This window comes from Type-F symbiont of Plautia stali, from assembly GCF_059731105.1.
In genome coordinates, this window is sequence record NZ_AP035909.1 from 1,347,528 (window position 1) to 1,363,812 (window position 16,285).

The 16,285-nt window shown below is 57.4% G+C and carries 13 protein-coding genes; 11 read left to right on the top strand and 2 right to left on the bottom strand.

What is annotated here, in order from left to right; translation table 11 throughout:
• Positions 1-14 precede the first annotated feature (14 nt).
• From AC6I7A_RS06290 to AC6I7A_RS06305, 4 genes are all read left to right on the top strand, one after another.
• Positions 15-1,229, top strand: a complete 1,215-nt coding sequence (locus AC6I7A_RS06290) for a winged helix-turn-helix domain-containing protein (RefSeq protein ID WP_058957453.1) — start codon at positions 15-17, stop codon at positions 1,227-1,229.
• A 104-nt stretch (positions 1,230-1,333) separates the two neighbouring features.
• Entirely contained in the window at positions 1,334-1,516 is a 183-nt protein-coding gene (locus AC6I7A_RS06295) for a Trm112 family protein (RefSeq protein ID WP_009091101.1), read from the top strand.
• Entirely contained in the window at positions 1,513-2,262 is a 750-nt protein-coding gene (gene kdsB / locus AC6I7A_RS06300; protein ID WP_009091099.1) for a 3-deoxy-manno-octulosonate cytidylyltransferase, read from the top strand. The genes AC6I7A_RS06295 and kdsB overlap by 4 nt, the downstream gene beginning before the upstream one ends.
• Before the next feature lie 111 nt (positions 2,263-2,373).
• On the top strand, positions 2,374-3,267 hold the full coding sequence (locus tag AC6I7A_RS06305; RefSeq protein ID WP_058957452.1) for a protein kinase family protein: 894 nt from the start codon (positions 2,374-2,376) through the stop codon (positions 3,265-3,267).
• On the opposite strand, the gene elyC is transcribed toward AC6I7A_RS06305, so the two are convergent.
• The gene (elyC, locus tag AC6I7A_RS06310; protein ID WP_058957451.1) at positions 3,247-4,032 is read right to left on the bottom strand and encodes an envelope biogenesis factor ElyC; all 786 of its coding nucleotides are present in this window, start codon (positions 4,030-4,032) and stop codon (positions 3,247-3,249) included. The two genes, AC6I7A_RS06305 and elyC, sit on opposite strands and share 21 nt — an antisense overlap.
• A 125-nt stretch (positions 4,033-4,157) precedes the next feature.
• Between elyC and cmoM the strand changes: the two genes are divergently transcribed.
• From cmoM to AC6I7A_RS06345, 7 genes are all read left to right on the top strand, one after another.
• The gene (cmoM, locus tag AC6I7A_RS06315) at positions 4,158-4,943 is read left to right on the top strand and encodes a tRNA uridine 5-oxyacetic acid(34) methyltransferase CmoM (protein WP_058957450.1); all 786 of its coding nucleotides are present in this window, start codon (positions 4,158-4,160) and stop codon (positions 4,941-4,943) included.
• The gene (gene mukF / locus AC6I7A_RS06320; protein ID WP_058957449.1) at positions 4,940-6,262 is read left to right on the top strand and encodes a chromosome partition protein MukF; all 1,323 of its coding nucleotides are present in this window, start codon (positions 4,940-4,942) and stop codon (positions 6,260-6,262) included. The genes cmoM and mukF overlap by 4 nt, the downstream gene beginning before the upstream one ends.
• Complete coding sequence (gene mukE / locus AC6I7A_RS06325; RefSeq protein WP_009091092.1) at positions 6,243-6,968, top strand: chromosome partition protein MukE; 726 nt, start codon at positions 6,243-6,245, stop codon at positions 6,966-6,968. Before mukF ends, mukE begins: the two co-directional genes overlap by 20 nt.
• Positions 6,965-11,452, top strand: coding sequence for a chromosome partition protein MukB (mukB, locus tag AC6I7A_RS06330; RefSeq protein WP_058957448.1), 4,488 nt, complete (start codon positions 6,965-6,967; stop codon positions 11,450-11,452). The genes mukE and mukB overlap by 4 nt, the downstream gene beginning before the upstream one ends.
• 149 nt (positions 11,453-11,601) lie before the next feature.
• Complete coding sequence (gene ldtD / locus AC6I7A_RS06335) at positions 11,602-13,413, top strand: L,D-transpeptidase (protein ID WP_058957447.1); 1,812 nt, start codon at positions 11,602-11,604, stop codon at positions 13,411-13,413.
• Between the two features lie 185 nt (positions 13,414-13,598).
• On the top strand, positions 13,599-14,147 hold the full coding sequence (gene mepK / locus AC6I7A_RS06340; RefSeq protein ID WP_009091085.1) for a peptidoglycan L,D-endopeptidase MepK: 549 nt from the start codon (positions 13,599-13,601) through the stop codon (positions 14,145-14,147).
• Between the two features lie 39 nt (positions 14,148-14,186).
• Positions 14,187-14,816: an MBL fold metallo-hydrolase gene (locus tag AC6I7A_RS06345; protein ID WP_058957446.1), complete on the top strand. Its 630-nt coding sequence runs from the start codon at positions 14,187-14,189 to the stop codon at positions 14,814-14,816.
• Between the two features lie 61 nt (positions 14,817-14,877).
• On the opposite strand, the gene AC6I7A_RS06350 is transcribed toward AC6I7A_RS06345, so the two are convergent.
• Positions 14,878-16,068, bottom strand: coding sequence for an amino acid aminotransferase (locus AC6I7A_RS06350; RefSeq protein WP_058957445.1), 1,191 nt, complete (start codon positions 16,066-16,068; stop codon positions 14,878-14,880).
• Between the last annotated feature and the right edge of the window lie 217 nt (positions 16,069-16,285).

Genomic DNA, 16,285 nt, shown 5'->3' on the forward strand with positions numbered 1-16,285 from the left:
TGATAAGGAAAAGAATGAACACCACGCATTCACTTTCGTTACAGCAGGCCCGTCACCTTCATCTTGCCGCCCAGGGCCTGCTGCGCGCCCCCGCAAAGCGCGCGGTCTATCAGGATCTGATCGCGTGCATCTCCCGCATGTCGCTGCTGCAGATTGATACGATCCATGTGGTGGCCCGCAGTCCCTATCTGGTGCTTTTCAGCCGTCTTGGTGACTTTCCACAGCGCTGGCTGGAACAGGCGCTGGCTGAGGGTGAGCTGTTTGAATACTGGGCGCACGAGGCCTGCTTTATTCCGCGCGCTGATTACCGGCTTCTGCGTCATCGTATGCTCTCGCCGGAGCGGCTGGGCTGGAAATATAATGCGCAGTGGGTTGCTGAGCATCAGCAGGAGATAGCCGATCTCCTGCAGCAGATCAGGGAGAAGGGGCCGGTACGGGCCGCCGACTTCAGCCATGCTGATAACCCCAAATCGGGATGGTGGGCATGGAAACCGCATAAGCGCCATCTGGAAAATCTCTTCAGCGCCGGTGAACTGATGGTCACCGAGCGCCGCAATTTTCAGCGTGTCTATGACCTGCGCAGCCGCGTGATGCCTGACTGGCAGGATGCCATCCATGGCATCAGCGAAGCGGAAGCCATCCACCAGATGTTGCTGAACAGTGCCCGCAGTCTGGGCCTCTTTCGCACTGCCTGGCTGGCCGATTACTACCGTCTGAAACGGGCACCACTGAACGCGTTTATCGCCGAGGCGCAGGCAGCCGGAGAACTGGTGGCCGTCAACACGGAAGGGCTGGGGGCGATGTGGCTTCACCGGGAACTGATGCCGTTACTGGAGACCCCGCTGCAGGCGACGCACAGCGCGCTGTTGTCGCCGTTTGATCCGGTGGTCTGGGATCGCAAACGTGCGCTGGAGCTGTTCAGCTTTGACTATCGTATCGAGTGCTATACCCCGGCGGAAAAGCGGAAATTTGGCTATTTTGTGCTGCCCATACTTCATCGCGGTCAGCTGAAAGGCCGGCTGGATGCCCGCATGCTGCGCAAGGCTAAACAGCTGGAAATTAAAAATATCTGGCTTGAAGAGAAGACCCGTGTGACGGCACGCTTTGTCGTGGATATCCGGCGCGCGATCGAACGTTTCGCCGCATGGCAGGGTGCAGAGAGCGTCGTCATCCTCAACATGCCAGAGGCCCTTAGCGATTGCTGGCCTGCGCTGTGGACACTGGCATAATCTCTTTTGCGGCAGCTGCCGCAGAGAACGTTTTACCCCATCCCGCATGAAGCGGGCTATGGTATGCTTTACCCCTTAAGCATTTGCTCCCTGATGGAGGACATATGGATCATCGTTTACTCGAAATCGTTGCCTGCCCGGTCTGTAATGGCAAACTCTACTTTAACAATGCTCAGCAGGAGCTGATCTGCAAACCCGATGGCCTGGCCTTTCCGGTCAGAGAGGGGATTCCGGTACTGCTGGAAACAGAAGCCCGTACGCTCTCTGTTGAAGAGATTCATCCATGAGTTTCACCGCCATCATTCCTGCACGTTATGCGTCAACCCGCTTACCCGGCAAGCCGCTGCTCGATATTCATGGTAAACCGATGGTGGTGCATGTGATGGAGCGCGCCCGCGAGTCGGGTGCCAGCCGGGTCATTGTGGCCACCGATCATCCCGATGTGGCGCAGGCCGTGGAAGCGGCAGGCGGCGAAGTCTGCATGACGCGCGCCGATCATCAGTCCGGCACAGAGCGGCTGGCGGAAGTGATCGAAAAGTATCAGTTTGCTGATGATGAAATCATCGTCAACGTGCAGGGCGACGAACCGATGATTCCGGCAGAGATTGTGCGTCAGGTGGCGAATAATCTGGCGGGGTCGGCCGCGGGCATGGCGACGCTGGCCGTACCCATCACGGATGCGGAGGAAGCGTTTAATCCCAATGCGGTAAAAGTGGTTATGGATGCGCAGGGTTACGCGCTCTATTTTTCACGGGCGACTATCCCCTGGGATCGTGAACGCTATGCTGCGTCACGCGACCAGATTGGTGACACGCTACTGCGCCACATTGGTATTTACGCCTATCGGGCCGGTTTTATCCGCCGCTATGTTGCCTGGGCACCTTGTCCGCTGGAGCAGATTGAGCTGCTCGAACAGTTGCGGGTGTTATGGTACGGCGAGAAAATTCATGTTGCTGTTGCGCAAACTATTCCCAGCGTGGGGGTAGACACGCCAGACGATCTGCAACGTGTCCGCGAGGCCATGCAGGCCTGATTATCGGGGAGCCTGTCTCCCCGTTTCCGCACAACCTTATTGATCCGCCACTAAACTTATCGCCAACACTTCCTTCAGGATATTGTGATACTCATCTGAGGAGGATGCCGCATGGAAGAGCTTAAATCGGAACTCACGCTGGCGCTGGGGGAAACGATCAGCCGCCTCGAAATCATCAGCGAACAGCCGCCCACCCGACTTTATGCGTTATACGATCGGGAAGGCCTCCCTATGCCGGTCGTGGCAAAATATTTTCGTCATCAGGGCCGGGCAGCGATAGAAGCGAAAAAGCTGACGTTGCTCGGTCAGGCCGGACGGATTGCAGTGCCAGCCGTGTATGGTCTGGTGATGAGCCAGCGTCCTCCGGTTCATGAAATGCTTCTGCTGGCGCGACTCAATGGCGTGGCGGCGGAGGCCCCGGCGCGGGATGCTCAGCGCTGGCAGCAGTTTTGTGAGCAGGTAGTCGAAGGACTGCTTGCCTGGCATCGGCTCGACAGCCATGGGCTGGTGGGTACGGTGGACAGCACTCAGCAGAATCGCTGGCCCGCCTGGTATGCTCAGCGGGTTGAGGTGCTGTGGGCGACGCTGAATTATCTGCGACCACCGGCTTTAACGCTGGAAGATCGCCAGATTCTGTTTCGCTGCCGGGCGCGACTGGCGCATCTGTTCCGCGGCTTTGACGATCCCTGCGTAATGGTGCATGGCAACGTCCGGCTGCAAAGCATGCTGAAAAACAGCCGCAGCGATCAGCTAATCGCGATGACCCAGCCCGGCCCGCTCCTCTGGGCACCGCGTGAGATTGATCTCATCCATCTGGATGACTCTCCTGCTGAAACCGCGCTGCTGCACAGCTATCTGCAGCGGGCACCGGTTTCAGAAGGCTTTGTCTGGCGTCGGTGGGTTTATCAGGTGTGGGACTGTGTCGACCAGCTGATCCAGACCGGCACCTTTAATCGTCCCCGTTTTGACCATGCCTGCGCGCAGCTACTTCCCTGGCTCGGCTGAGTCCGGTTTCTCACCTTTCAGCCTCTGTAATAGTGCGCCAAGCGTTTCATACACCGCCCGTTCGCTGTGACTCAGCCAGATCGGGGAGGGTATCGCTCGCTCCCATCCATTCAGCGGTGAGGTAATTGCCAGCTGGTTGGCGGGTGCGGCAATCGGCTGCAATCCGACCGCGTGGAAAAAACGTATCGCCCGCGGCATATGATTCGCGGATGTGACCAGCAGGAACGGATGTTCACCCACCACGCCTTTCACCGCCTGCGCCTCATCCGCCGTATCGCGCGGCTGATCGAGAAGCTGAATATGTGCCGGGGGAACCCCCAAACTTTCGGCTACCTGTGCCGCGACCCAGGCGCTGCTCTTCGGATTGGTGCCGCCTGCGGCGCCGGTGAAAATCAGGGTCGATTGCGGATTGCGTTGCCACTGACGCACTCCTTCTGCCACGCGCGGCAGGCTGTTGTTCAGCAGATTTGAACTCGGCGCCCACGCCGGATTGAACGTGTAGCCTCCGCCCAGCACGACGATATAGTCCACCTCACGGCTGCCGTTCCAGGTCGGATAACGGCTATCCAGCGGCAACAGCAGGCGATCGGCCAGCGGTTGCAGACTCAGAAGCAGCAGTAACAGCCAGCTGACCGAGATCACGGTTTTACCGCTTTTCTGCCAGTCAGTCAGCCAAAGCAGTAAAATGCCCAATGCCATCAGCAAAAGCAGAAACGGCAGGGGTAAAAGCAGCCCGCCAGTCACTTTTTTCAGGGTAAATAACATCAAAAACGCGTCCTGTTGTCCGAAAATAGAGCACCCGGAAGGGAAGATGGGGATGAAAGGTTCATTCTTCTGGTGCCTGTGACAAAATAGCACAAGTCTTACCGCAGCATACCGGAGCGCATGCCATGCAGGATCGTAACTTTGACGATCTCGCGGATAAATTTTCGCAAAATATTTACGGCACCACCAAAGGACGGATACGCCAGGCCATCCTCCATGATGAGCTGGCGATGATCCTGCCAGGCCTGTCGCCACACCCGCTCTCCGTGCTGGATGCGGGTGGCGGAATCGGCCAGGTCTCCAGCGGTCTGGCGGCACAGGGCCATCAGGTGCTGCTGTGCGATCTCTCCGGTGAGATGCTGCGCCGGGCGGAAGAAAATGCCACGGCGCAGGGTGTGAGCCACAACATGCAATTCAGACAAATTAGCGCCCAGCAGGTGGGTGAACATTTGGATAAGCCGGTGGATCTGGTATTGTTCCACGCTGTGCTTGAGTGGGTCGCCGAACCGGAGGCGGTGCTGAAAGCGTTGTATGATGTGCTGCGTCCGGGTGGGGTCATGTCACTGATGTTTTACAATCTGCACGGCCTGACACTGCGCACCTTAACGCTGGGCAACTTTGGCTATCTGCGCACCAACCTGACCAAACGCAAAAAGCGCACGCTATCGCCTGACTATCCCCGCGATCCCGATCAGGTTTATCGCTGGCTGGAGGCCTGTGGCTTTGTGATTGAGCGGCGTGCCGGTATCCGGGTTTTCAGCGACTACATGAAACCGCCAAAGGGCGAGCCCAAAAGCGACGACGAAATTATTGAGATGGAGCGGCGTTACTGCCGTCAGGAACCCTTTTTAAGCTTAGGGCGTTACATCCACGTGACCGCGCGTAAACCCGGGCAGAAGGACGAATTATGAGTGAATTTTCCCAGACGGTACCTGAACTGGTATCCTGGGCGCGCAAAAATGACTTTTCCCTTGCGCTGCCAGTGGAACGGCTGGCCTTTTTGCTGGCTATCGCCACCCTCAACGGGGAGCGGATGGACGGCGAAATGAGCGAAGGCGATCTGATTGATGCTTTCCGTCATGTCAGTAAAGCGTTTGAACAAACCCATGAAACCGTGCTGGTTCGAGCCAATAACGCCATCAATGACATGGTGCGACAGCGCCTGCTCAACCGCTTTACCAGCGAACTCACCGAAGGCAACGCCATCTATCGCCTGACGCCGCTGGCGATCGGTATCACCGACTACTACATCCGTCAGCGGGAGTTTTCGACCCTGCGCCTGTCGATGCAGCTCTCCATTGTGGCCAGCGAGCTGAAGCGGGCCGCCGATGCCGCCCAGGAAAACGGCGATGAGTTTCACTGGCACCGTAATGTTTTCGCGCCGCTGAAATATTCGGTGGCAGAGATATTCGACAGCATTGATATGACCCAGCGTCTGATGGATGAGCAGCAGCAGGCGGTCAAAAACGATATCGCCGAGCTGCTGAACAAAGACTGGCGCGCGGCTATCTCCAGCTGCGAAATGCTGCTTTCAGAGACCTCGGGAACCCTGCGCGAACTGCAGGATACGCTCGAAGCCGCGGGTGACAGGCTGCAGGAAAACCTGTTACGCATTCAGGATGCCACGCTGAACAGCCCGGATCTCGGGTTTGTCGACAAGCTGGTGTTTGATCTGCAGAGCAAACTTGACCGAATCACCAGCTGGGGCCAGCAGGCGATTGACCTCTGGATCGGCTACGACCGCCACGTCCATAAATTTATTCGTACTGCCATCGACATGGATAAAAACCGCGTCTTTGCGCAGCGTCTGCGGGTATCGGTTCAGAATTACTTCGACGCGCCGTGGGCGCTGACCTATGCCAACGCCGACCGTCTCTATGACATGCGCGATGAGGCCCTGACGCTGCGTAACGACGAAGTCATGGGCGAACTGCCGCCGGAGATGGAGTACGAAGAGATCAACGAAATCCGCGAACAGCTGGCAGCCATGATTGAAGAAGCGCTGCAGGTCTACAAGTTGCAACAAAAACCGCTCAACCTCGCGTCAGTAATGCGCGACTACCTGGCCCAGTATCCCCGCGCCCGTCATTTCGATCTGGCGCGCATTGTGGTGGACCAGGCGGTGCGTCTTGGCGTAGCGGAAGCCGATTTAGCCGGTTTGCCTGTGGAATGGCAAGCCATCAATGATTACGGAGCCAAGGTGCAGGCACATGTCATCGACAAATATTGAACAAGTGATGCCGGTTAAGCTGGCACAGGCACTGGCCAACCCGATTTTCCCCGCGCTGGACAGCCAGTTACGCGCGGGACGCCACATCGGTATTGAAGAGCTGGATAACCACGCTTTTCTGATGGACTACCAGTCGTTTCTCGAAGAGTTTTACAGCCGCTATCACGTGGAGTTAATCCGTGCGCCGGAAGGTTTCTTCTATCTGCGTCCGCGTTCAACCACGCTGATCCCGCGCTCGGTACTCTCTGAGCTGGATATGATGGTCGGGAAAATTCTCTGCTATCTCTATCTCAGCCCGGAAAGGCTGGCCAATGAAGGGATTTTCACCCAGCAGGAGCTCTACGATGAACTGCTCTCGCTGGCGGACGAGAACCGGCTGCTGAAGCTGGTGAATCAGCGTTCAACCGGGTCGGATCTGGACCGCACCAAGCTGCAGGAGAAAGTGCGCGCCTCACTGAGCCGTCTGCGCCGTCTCGGCATGGTGTGGTTTTTCGGCAACGACAGCAGCAAATTCCGCATCACGGAATCGGTGTTCCGCTTTGGCGCCGACGTGCGCGGCGGAGATGATGCCCGTGAAGCGCAGCTTCGTCTGATTCGTGATGGTGAAGCGATGCTACTGGAAAACGCCACTGCACCGGTCGACACCGATGAAGGTGACGGGCAGGAGAGCGACGCGAGTGAGAACGCAGAGGAAGAACAGGCATGATTGAGCGCGGAAAGTTTCGTTCGCTTACGCTGATCAACTGGAACGGCTTTTTTGCCCGCACCTTTGATCTTGATGAATTAGTTACCACGCTGTCAGGCGGTAACGGGGCCGGTAAGTCCACCACGATGGCGGCTTTTGTCACCGCGCTGATCCCCGATCTGACGCTACTGCACTTCCGTAATACCACCGAAGCGGGTGCGACCTCCGGGTCGCGCGATAAAGGCCTGCACGGCAAACTGCGCGCCGGCGTCTGCTACTCCATGCTGGATGTGGTGAACTCACGCCACCAGCGTGTGGTGGTGGGTGTTCGCCTGCAACAGGTCGCCGGCCGGGATAAAAAGGTGGACATCAAGCCGTTCAGTATCCACGGTCTGCCTGCCGACACCAATCCGACCGACATGCTGACCGAAGTGCTGAACAGCCGTCAGGCGCGCGTGTTGCCGCTGAATGAGGTGAAAGAGCGGGTTGAGGCGCAGGAAGGGGTACAGTTCCGCGCCTATAACTCGGTCACTGACTATCACGCCATGATGTTTGATCTGGGCGTGGTGCCGCGTCGTCTGCGCTCCGCCAGCGATCGCAGCAAGTTTTATCGCCTGATCGAAGCCTCGCTCTACGGCGGTATCTCCAGTGCGATTACCCGATCGCTGCGCGATTACCTGCTGCCTGAAAACAGCGGCGTGCGCAAAGCCTTCCAGGATATGGAAGCCGCACTGCGCGAGAACCGCATGACGCTGGAGGCAATCCGCGTAACTCAGTCCGATCGCGATCTGTTTAAACACCTGATCTCTGAGGCGACCAGTTACGTTTCGGCTGACTACATGCGCCATGCTAACGAGCGTCGGGTTCATCTCGACAGCGCGTTACAGCTGCGCAATGAACTGTTCAGCAGCCGCAAGCAACTCGCCACCGAGCAGTATCGTCATGTTGAAATGGCGCGCGAACTGGCTGAGCACAGCGGCGCCGAAAACGATCTCGAAGTCGATTATCAGTCCGCCAGCGATCACCTTAACCTTGTGCAGACGGCGATGCGTCAGCAGGAGAAGATTGAACGCTACGATGCCGATATCGAAGACCTGACGCTGCGGCTGGAAGAGCAGACCGAAGTGGTGGCCGAAGCGCGTGAGATTCAGGAAGAGAACGAAGCGCGGGCTGAAGCGGCTGAGCTGGAAGTGGATGAGCTGAAAAGTCAGCTGGCCGATTTCCAGCAGGCGCTCGACGTGCAGCAAACCCGCGCCATTCAGTATCAGCAGGCACTGCAGGCACTGGAGCGCGCCCGTACCCTTTGTCAGTTGCCCGACCTGAGCATCGACAATGCAGCCGAATGGCAGGAGAGCTTCCAGGCTAAAGAGGAGGAGGCGACAGAGCACCTGCTGCGTCTTGAGCAGAAGCTGAGCGTGGCGGAAGCGGCGCACAGTCAGTTTGAACAGGCGCTGGCGCTGGTGACCAGCATCGCCGGTGAGGTGAGTCGTCAGGATGCCTGGCAAACCGGCCGCGAACTGCTGCGGGATGCCAGCAATCAGCGCCATCACGCCGAACAGCTCTCCTCGCTGCGTCTGCGTCTCAATGAACTGGAACAGCGGCTGCGCGAGCAGCATGAGGCTGAGCGTCTGCTGGCCGAGTTCTGCAAGCGTCAGGGGCAGCACTACGACGCGGATGCGCTGGCTGGCCTGCAGCAGGAGCTGGAAGCGCAGATCGAACAGCTGAACAGCAGCGTGGCGGACGCGGGTGAGCAGCGCATGAAGATGCGCCAGGAGCTCGAACAGCTGCGTGAACGTATTACAGGCCTGACGGCGCGCGCGCCGCACTGGCTCGCCGCCCAGGAGATCCTGACGCAGCTCAGCGAACAGACCGGCCAGGCGCTGAACAGCAGCCAGGATGTCACCGAGTACATGCAGCAGCTGCTGGAACAGGAGCGTGAAACCACCGTCGAGCGCGACGAGGTGGCAGCACGTAAACGCGACATCGAGCAGCAGATTGAACGGCTCAGTCAGCCGGGCGGTGCTGAGGATGCGCGTCTGACCCAGCTGGCAGAACGTTTCGGCGGCGTGCTGCTGTCAGAGATTTATGATGATGTGACCCTGGACGATGCGCCGTACTTCTCGGCGCTCTATGGTCCGTCACGTCATGCGATCGTTGTACCTGATCTTTCACGGGTGCGCGAGTTGCTGGACGGACTGGAAGAGTGCCCGGAAGATCTCTATCTGATCGAGGGCGATCCGCAGTCATTCGACGACAGCGTCTTCAGTGTTGATGAACTGCAGAATGCGGTCGTGGTAAAAGTGGCTGAGCGTCAGTGGCGCTACTCCCGCTTCCCGAAAATACCGCTGTTTGGCCGCGCGGCGCGTGAAAACCAGCTTGAGCTGCTGCATCTGGAGCGCGACAAGCTGGCGGAACGCTACGCGACCCTGTCGTTCGATGTGCAGAAAACGCAGCGTCTGCATCAGTCCTTCAGTCGCTTTATCGGCAGTCATCTGGCCGTCGCCTTTGATGCCGACCCGGAAGCGCAGATTCGTCAGCTAGGCGCGCGCCGCGGGGAGCTGGAGCGGGCGCTCAATCAGCATGAAAGTAACAATCAGCAGCAGCGTCAGCAGTATGAGCTGGCGAAAGAGGGCGTATCGCAGTTAAACCGCCTGCTGCCGCGCGTTAATCTGCTGCTGGATGACACCCTGGCCGATCGCTGCGAAGAGATTCGTGAGCAGGTTGATGCCTCTCAGGATGCGGCGCGCTTCCTGCATCAGCATGGCGCTAAGCTGGCGAAACTGGAACCGATCATCGCGGTTCTGCAGAGCGACCCGGAACAGCACGAACAGCTGCAGGCGGATTATCAGCAGGCGCAGCAGCAGCAGCGCAACGCCCGTCAGCAGGCATTTGCCCTGACCGAGGTGGTGCAGCGTCGTGCTCACTTCAGTTATGACGATTCAGCCAGCATGCTCAGTGGCAACAATGACCTCAGCGACAAGCTGCGTCAGCGCCTGGAGCAGGCTGAAGGCGAGCGCAGTCGTTGCCGTGAACGTCTGCGTGAACATCAGGCACAGCTGACCCAATATGCTCAGCTGCTGGCCTCGCTGAAAAGCGCCTGGGATGCCAAGCGCGACATGCTGAAAGAGCTGCAGCAGGAGATGCAGACGATTGGCGTCCATGCGGACAGCAGCGCAGAAGCGCGGGCGCGGGCGCGTCGCGATGAGCTTTATACCGCACTGAGCCACAACCGCGCACGCCGGAATCAGCTGGAGAAACAGCTGACCTTCTGCGAAGCGGAGATGGATAATCTGCAGAAGCGACTGCGCCAGCTGGAACGCCAGTATCATCAGGTGCGTGAACAGGTGGTCAGCGCGAAAGCGGGCTGGTGCACGGTGCTGCGTCTGGTCAAAGAGAATGGCGTGGAGCGTCGTCTGCATCGTCGTGAACTCGCCTACATGAGTGGCGATGAACTGCGTTCGATGTCGGATAAGGCGCTGGGTGCGCTGCGTCTGGCGGTGGCGGACAATGAGCATCTGCGCGACGTGCTGCGGCTGTCGGAAGATCCGAAACGTCCGGAACGTAAAATTCAGTTCTTTATCGCCGTTTATCAGCATCTGCGTGAGCGTATTCGTCAGGACATTATCCGGACTGACGATCCGGTGGAAGCGATTGAGCAGATGGAAATTGAGCTGAATCGCCTGACGGAAGAGCTGACCGCACGTGAGCAGATGCTGGCCATCAGTTCACGCAGTGCAGCGAACATCATCCGTAAAACTATCCAGCGTGAACAGAACCGTATCCGTCAGCTTAATCAGGGCCTGCAGACTGTCAGCTTTGGTCAGGTGCGCAGCGTACGTCTCAACGTTAACGTTCGCGAAACCCATGCCATGCTGCTGGATACGCTGTCGGAAGAGCATGAACAGCATCAGGACCTCTTCAACAGTAACCGTCTGACCTTCTCAGAGGCGCTGGCGAAGCTCTATCAGCGTCTGAACCCGCATATCGATATGGGTCAGCGGACGCCGCAGACTATCGGTGAGGAGCTGCTGGACTACCGCAACTATCTGGAGATGGAGGTGGAAGTTAACCGCGGTTCGGATGGCTGGCTGCGTGCAGAAAGTGGCGCGCTCTCAACCGGCGAAGCGATCGGCACCGGGATGTCGATTCTGGTGATGGTCGTGCAGAGCTGGGAAGAGGAGTCCCGCCGTCTGCGTGGCAAGGATATCTCACCTTGCCGCCTGCTGTTCCTGGATGAGGCGGCCCGTCTGGATGCCCGCTCTATCGCCACGCTGTTTGAGCTGTGTGAACGTCTGGAGATGCAGCTGGTGATTGCTGCGCCGGAGAACATCAGCCCGGAGAAAGGCACGACCTACAAACTCGTGCGTAAGGTGTTTAATAACACCGAGCACGTGCATGTCGTCGGCCTGCGTGGATTTGCAGCCGATCCCGTGCCCACTCGTGCCGGAAGCGGGGAGGCCGCTCTGCCCGATCTGACCACTGAAAAATCTCAGGCTGAGACGTAGTCAAAAACCGAACCATTGGTTAATCTGGAAACGGCATTTGTCGCATGAGGCAAATGCCGTTTTTGTTTGTATACTCAACATAATGAGTCACAGCCCGATCGCAGCGGATACAGGGAACGCTGCGCAGTTAAGAAGATAAGGGGGCAGGGATGTTGCTGGCAAAAAAGGTTAATCATCATCGTGTTATATCATTGTTAGCGCTGGCGCTAACGGTTGTTCCATTTACGCTACCACAGGCCGCTGTTATCGCCGCGATGCCCGGCACCGCGCACGCGTCAGTTTCGGTTTCCGACAGTCAGCAACGTATCCGCCAGGCGTTTTCCATCACCGATCAGCCATTTTACCTCGCGCCGCTGGCGACGCTGTATGCGTCCCGCCACATGCAGCCGCTCTGGCAGGATGAGCAGGCGGTTCAGAAGTTTCAGCAGCAGCTGGCTGAGGTGGCGCTCTCTGGCGTTCAGCCGCAGTTCACGCGCTGGGTTGACCGTCTGACTAACCCGGCTATCACTGGTTTTGCCCGTGACGTGACCCTCTCCGACGCCATGCTGGGCTACCTGCAGTTTGTCTCTAACGTGCCGACGCAGGGCGAAACCTGGCTCTACAGTAATGTTCCCTACAGGCTGACACAGCCGTCGGTGGCCGTGGTAAATCAGTGGCAGAATGCGGTCAATGCGGGCGCGAACAGTACGTTTGTTGCTTCCCTGCAGCCGCAGCATCCTCAGTATCAGCCGATGCACGCTGCGCTGAAAGCGCTGCTCAGTGATAAACAGCCCTGGCCGCAATTGAAGAACAGCGAAACGCTGCGTCCGGGGCAGGTCAGTGACGATGTGCCCGCACTGCGTGAAATTCTGCAGCGCAGCGGCATGCTGACCGCACAGAGCAACGCACCGGCTCCGGATGATGATGCCGTGCCGGTCGCTCCTTCGCCGGTAACCCACAGCGATCAGCCGGTGGCAGTGAGTCCTTCTGCCACCCCGGTCAACGATCTGCCTGCGCCATCACCGCAGTCACCCGGCAACGTTCAGAGCCAGACGCTGGAAGGTAACACCGCCAATGTCTATGACGAGACGCTGGTGGCGGCGGTCAAACGTTTTCAGCAGTGGCAGGGACTGGATGGCGATGGCGCTATCGGTGCCAGAACGCGGCAGTGGCTGAACGTCTCACCCCAGATGCGCGCTTCGTTACTGGCGCTGAATATTCAGCGACTGCGCCTGCTGCCGGATGATATGCACAACGGCATTATGGTCAACATCGCCAACTACTCGCTGATCTATTACAACAACGGCAACAAGATCCTCTCTTCCCGGGTCATTGTCGGGCGTCCCGATCGTAAAACACCACTGATGCGCAGCGCGCTCAATAATGTGGTGCTCAATCCGCCGTGGAATGTGCCGACGACGCTGGTGCGTAAAGATATCATCCCTAAAGTGAAACAGGACCCCACCTATCTCTACAAGCACGGTTATACCCTGCTGTCGGGCTGGAGTGCTGACGCTGAAGTGATCGATCCCAGCATGATCGACTGGCGCATGGTTTCCGCTGCATCCTTCCCTTACCGGATGATTCAGGCTCCGGGTCAGACGAATGCGCTGGGCCGATACAAATTCAACATGCCTAGTTCGGATGCCATCTATCTGCATGACACGCCAAACCATAACCTGTTTCAGCGTGATATTCGTGCGCTCAGCTCAGGCTGCGTACGTGTGAATAAGGCATCAGAACTGGCCGGGTTGTTACTGCAGGATGCAGGCTGGAACGACTCCCGTATTTCCAGCACCCTGAAAGAGGGGGATACCCGTTATGTGCCGATTCGCCATCGCATCCCGGTCAATCTCTATTACCTTACGGCCTGGGTTGCTGATGATGGCAAGCCGCAGTTCCGAACAGATATTTACAATTATGATGACACCGCCCGTTCGGGCAGTCAGGCACTGAGCCGGGCGAAACAGTTACTGCTCTAGTGATTGATTTTAAATCGTTAGCGGCGCACCTGGCACCGTAAGAAATATCCTCTGAGAGCGATTCCTTCGGGAATCGCCTCTCAAACACGCCCCACATGGGTTGACGCTTACCTGAGAGAAAGTTATGGTTCGGCCTGTGCGCTTTTTGCACATTTCTATGGCTTCACTCTCAGGTAAACCGCTACATGTCTACTATTGATTCTTTTCGTCGCAACCTGCTGCTTTGCGGTAGTGCCGCCGCCGGACTGGCATTATTGCCCGCTTCTGCAAGGGCCTCGCTTTCAACGTCTCGCCCGCGTGTATTGATGCTTAACAATCTTCACACCGGTGAAACCCTTAAAACTGAATTTTTTAATGGTAAGAGTTACGACAAGGATGAGTTGACACGATTAAATCACTTTTTCCGTGACTACCGCGCCAACAAAGTGAAAAGCATTGATCCGCACCTCTTCGATCAGATTTTCCGCCTGCAGGCACTGCTCGGTACGCGCAAACCTGTCCAGCTGGTCTCGGGCTACCGTTCACTGGCGACCAACAATATGTTGCGTGAGAGCGGTCCGGGAGTCGCGAAACATAGCTATCACACCAAAGGCCAGGCGATGGATTTCCATATTGAAGGGGTTTCATTAGCCAATGTACGCAAAGCGGCGTTATCTCTGCGTGCGGGTGGTGTAGGATATTATCCCCGCAGTAACTTTGTACATATTGATACCGGTCCGATCAGGCACTGGTAACGACACCGGCGACGCTGCGTGAGCCGGTCATGGAGCGTTATGAACTACCACATTATTCCTGTTACAGCCTTTGCCCAGAATTGTTCCGTTATCTGGTGCGACACCACCCGTGAAGCGGCTCTGGTCGATCCAGGCGGCGATGCCGATCTGATCAAACAAACGCTGGAACAGGTCAGACTCAAACCCGCTCAGATTCTGCTGACCCATGGGCATCTCGATCACGTCGGAGCCGCGGTCGAACTGGCGGCTTACTATCAGATCCCTATTGTCGGGCCACAAAAGCGGGATGCTTTCTGGCTGGAGGCGCTGCCCACGCAGAGCCGGATGTTCGGACTGGAAGAGTGCGCCTCTTTTACGCCGGATCGCTGGCTGGAGGAGGGGGAGAGTGTGCAGGTCGGGCTGACTACGCTGGAGGTCCTGCACTGCCCGGGCCATTCCCCCGGTCATGTGGTGTTCTTTGACCGTCCCGGAAGGCTGCTGATTTCTGGTGATGTGATTTTTAATGGCGGCGTGGGACGAACAGACTTCCCGCAGGGCGATCATCAGCAGTTAATTGAGGCGATTCACACCAAATTACTGCCGCTGGGCGATGATGTGACTTTTCTGCCCGGCCACGGCCCGATATCCACACTGGGGCAGGAACGCATCAGCAATCCTTTCCTGCAGTAAAAACAGACCTTTTCCTGCCATAAAAAATGGGCCCTCAGGCCCATTTTTTTTATCGCCTGCCTCAGAGCACCGCGACAATCGCTTCGCACAGCGCCGACATGTTGTCCGGCGTCATGCCCGCCACATTCACGCGGCCAGAGTTAACGGCATACACAGCGAACTCTTCACGCAGGCGAATAACCTGCTCTTTGGTTAAGCCGCTGAATGAGAACATGCCGTTTTGCTTAATGATAAAGCTGAAGTCACGCTGCGCACCTTTCTCTGCCAGCGTGTTAACAAACAGCTGCCGCATACGCTGAATGCGCTGACGCATGTCCGACAGCTCCTGCTCCCAGATCGTCCGCAGTGCGTCGTTACTCAGAATCGTCGCGACGACGGCCGCACCATGCGCCGGGGGATTGGAGTAGTTGGCACGAATGGTGTATTTCACCTGACTGAATGCGGTTTCTGCTACGCCGGCGTCGGCCGCTACCAGCGTGATGGCCCCCACGCGCTCATTGTAGAGACCAAAATTCTTCGAGTATGAGCTGGCGACGATCAGCTCCTGATGTGACGCGGCGAAAATACGCAGTCCTTCGGCATCTTCGTCCAGACCACGGGCAAAGCCCTGGTAAGCGAAGTCGAACAGCGGCAGCCAGCCATTCGCCTGTGAGATCTCTGCCAGCTTCTGCCACTGCTCCGCTGTCGGATCGATACCGGTCGGGTTATGGCAGCAGCCGTGGAAAAGTACCACGTCGCCAGGCTGAACCTGACTCAGCGACGCCAGCATTCCCTCAAAATCAAGCGTGTGGTTTGCCGCGTCATAATAGTGATATTCACACACCTCAAGACCGGCAGCATTGAACACATTTTTATGATTCGGCCAGCTGGGGTTGCTGATCCAGACCCGTTTTACCGCTGTCTGCGTGGCCAGAAAATCTGCCGCAATGCGTAGCGCGCCTGTGCCACCTGGCGTCTGTGCCGTACGTGCGCGGCGCGCGCTAATCAGTGTGCTGTCATTGCCGAACAGCAGGGCCTGCGTGCAGCGCGCGAAATCCGCCAGACCATCAATGCTGAGATAGTTTTTGGTGGTTTCGTTTTCCAGCAGATACTGCTCAGCCTTTTTAACACTGGTCAGCACCGGGGTCTTGCCGGTTTCGTCTTTATAGACGCCGATACCCAGATTGATTTTTTCAGGGCGGTCATCAGCACGAAACAGATCGGCGAGCCCGAGAATAGGATCGGCGGGTGCAGCAGAGATCGATTCAAACATGTGTCAGGTCCATTAGCGTGAACGTTTGCAAGAGTGCTCTCAGGTTAACGTCCGGTCAGGCAAATGCCAACCGTTTGCGAATCAAAATGCTCTATTTTGCGGTGCGGATTGCGCGATGGGGAGATAAAGACGTTAACGCGGAGCGGAAGGGGATTAAGCAGCGCAGAGGTTGTGATTAACGGCCATAAAAAAACGGGGCCGCAGCCCCGTTTTTCAA

Coding starts and splice junctions, on each gene's coding strand:
- cmoM (WP_058957450.1), top strand. CDS start 4,158: ATGCAGGATCGTAACTTTGACGATCTCGCGGATAAATTTTCGCAAAAT.
- AC6I7A_RS06305 (WP_058957452.1), top strand. CDS start 2,374: ATGGAAGAGCTTAAATCGGAACTCACGCTGGCGCTGGGGGAAACGATC.
- elyC (WP_058957451.1), bottom strand. CDS start 4,032: ATGTTATTTACCCTGAAAAAAGTGACTGGCGGGCTGCTTTTACCCCTG.
- ldtD (WP_058957447.1), top strand. CDS start 11,602: ATGTTGCTGGCAAAAAAGGTTAATCATCATCGTGTTATATCATTGTTA.
- mukB (WP_058957448.1), top strand. CDS start 6,965: ATGATTGAGCGCGGAAAGTTTCGTTCGCTTACGCTGATCAACTGGAAC.
- mepK (WP_009091085.1), top strand. CDS start 13,599: ATGTCTACTATTGATTCTTTTCGTCGCAACCTGCTGCTTTGCGGTAGT.
- AC6I7A_RS06290 (WP_058957453.1), top strand. CDS start 15: ATGAACACCACGCATTCACTTTCGTTACAGCAGGCCCGTCACCTTCAT.
- AC6I7A_RS06345 (WP_058957446.1), top strand. CDS start 14,187: ATGAACTACCACATTATTCCTGTTACAGCCTTTGCCCAGAATTGTTCC.
- mukE (WP_009091092.1), top strand. CDS start 6,243: ATGTCATCGACAAATATTGAACAAGTGATGCCGGTTAAGCTGGCACAG.
- mukF (WP_058957449.1), top strand. CDS start 4,940: ATGAGTGAATTTTCCCAGACGGTACCTGAACTGGTATCCTGGGCGCGC.
- AC6I7A_RS06295 (WP_009091101.1), top strand. CDS start 1,334: ATGGATCATCGTTTACTCGAAATCGTTGCCTGCCCGGTCTGTAATGGC.
- kdsB (WP_009091099.1), top strand. CDS start 1,513: ATGAGTTTCACCGCCATCATTCCTGCACGTTATGCGTCAACCCGCTTA.
- AC6I7A_RS06350 (WP_058957445.1), bottom strand. CDS start 16,068: ATGTTTGAATCGATCTCTGCTGCACCCGCCGATCCTATTCTCGGGCTC.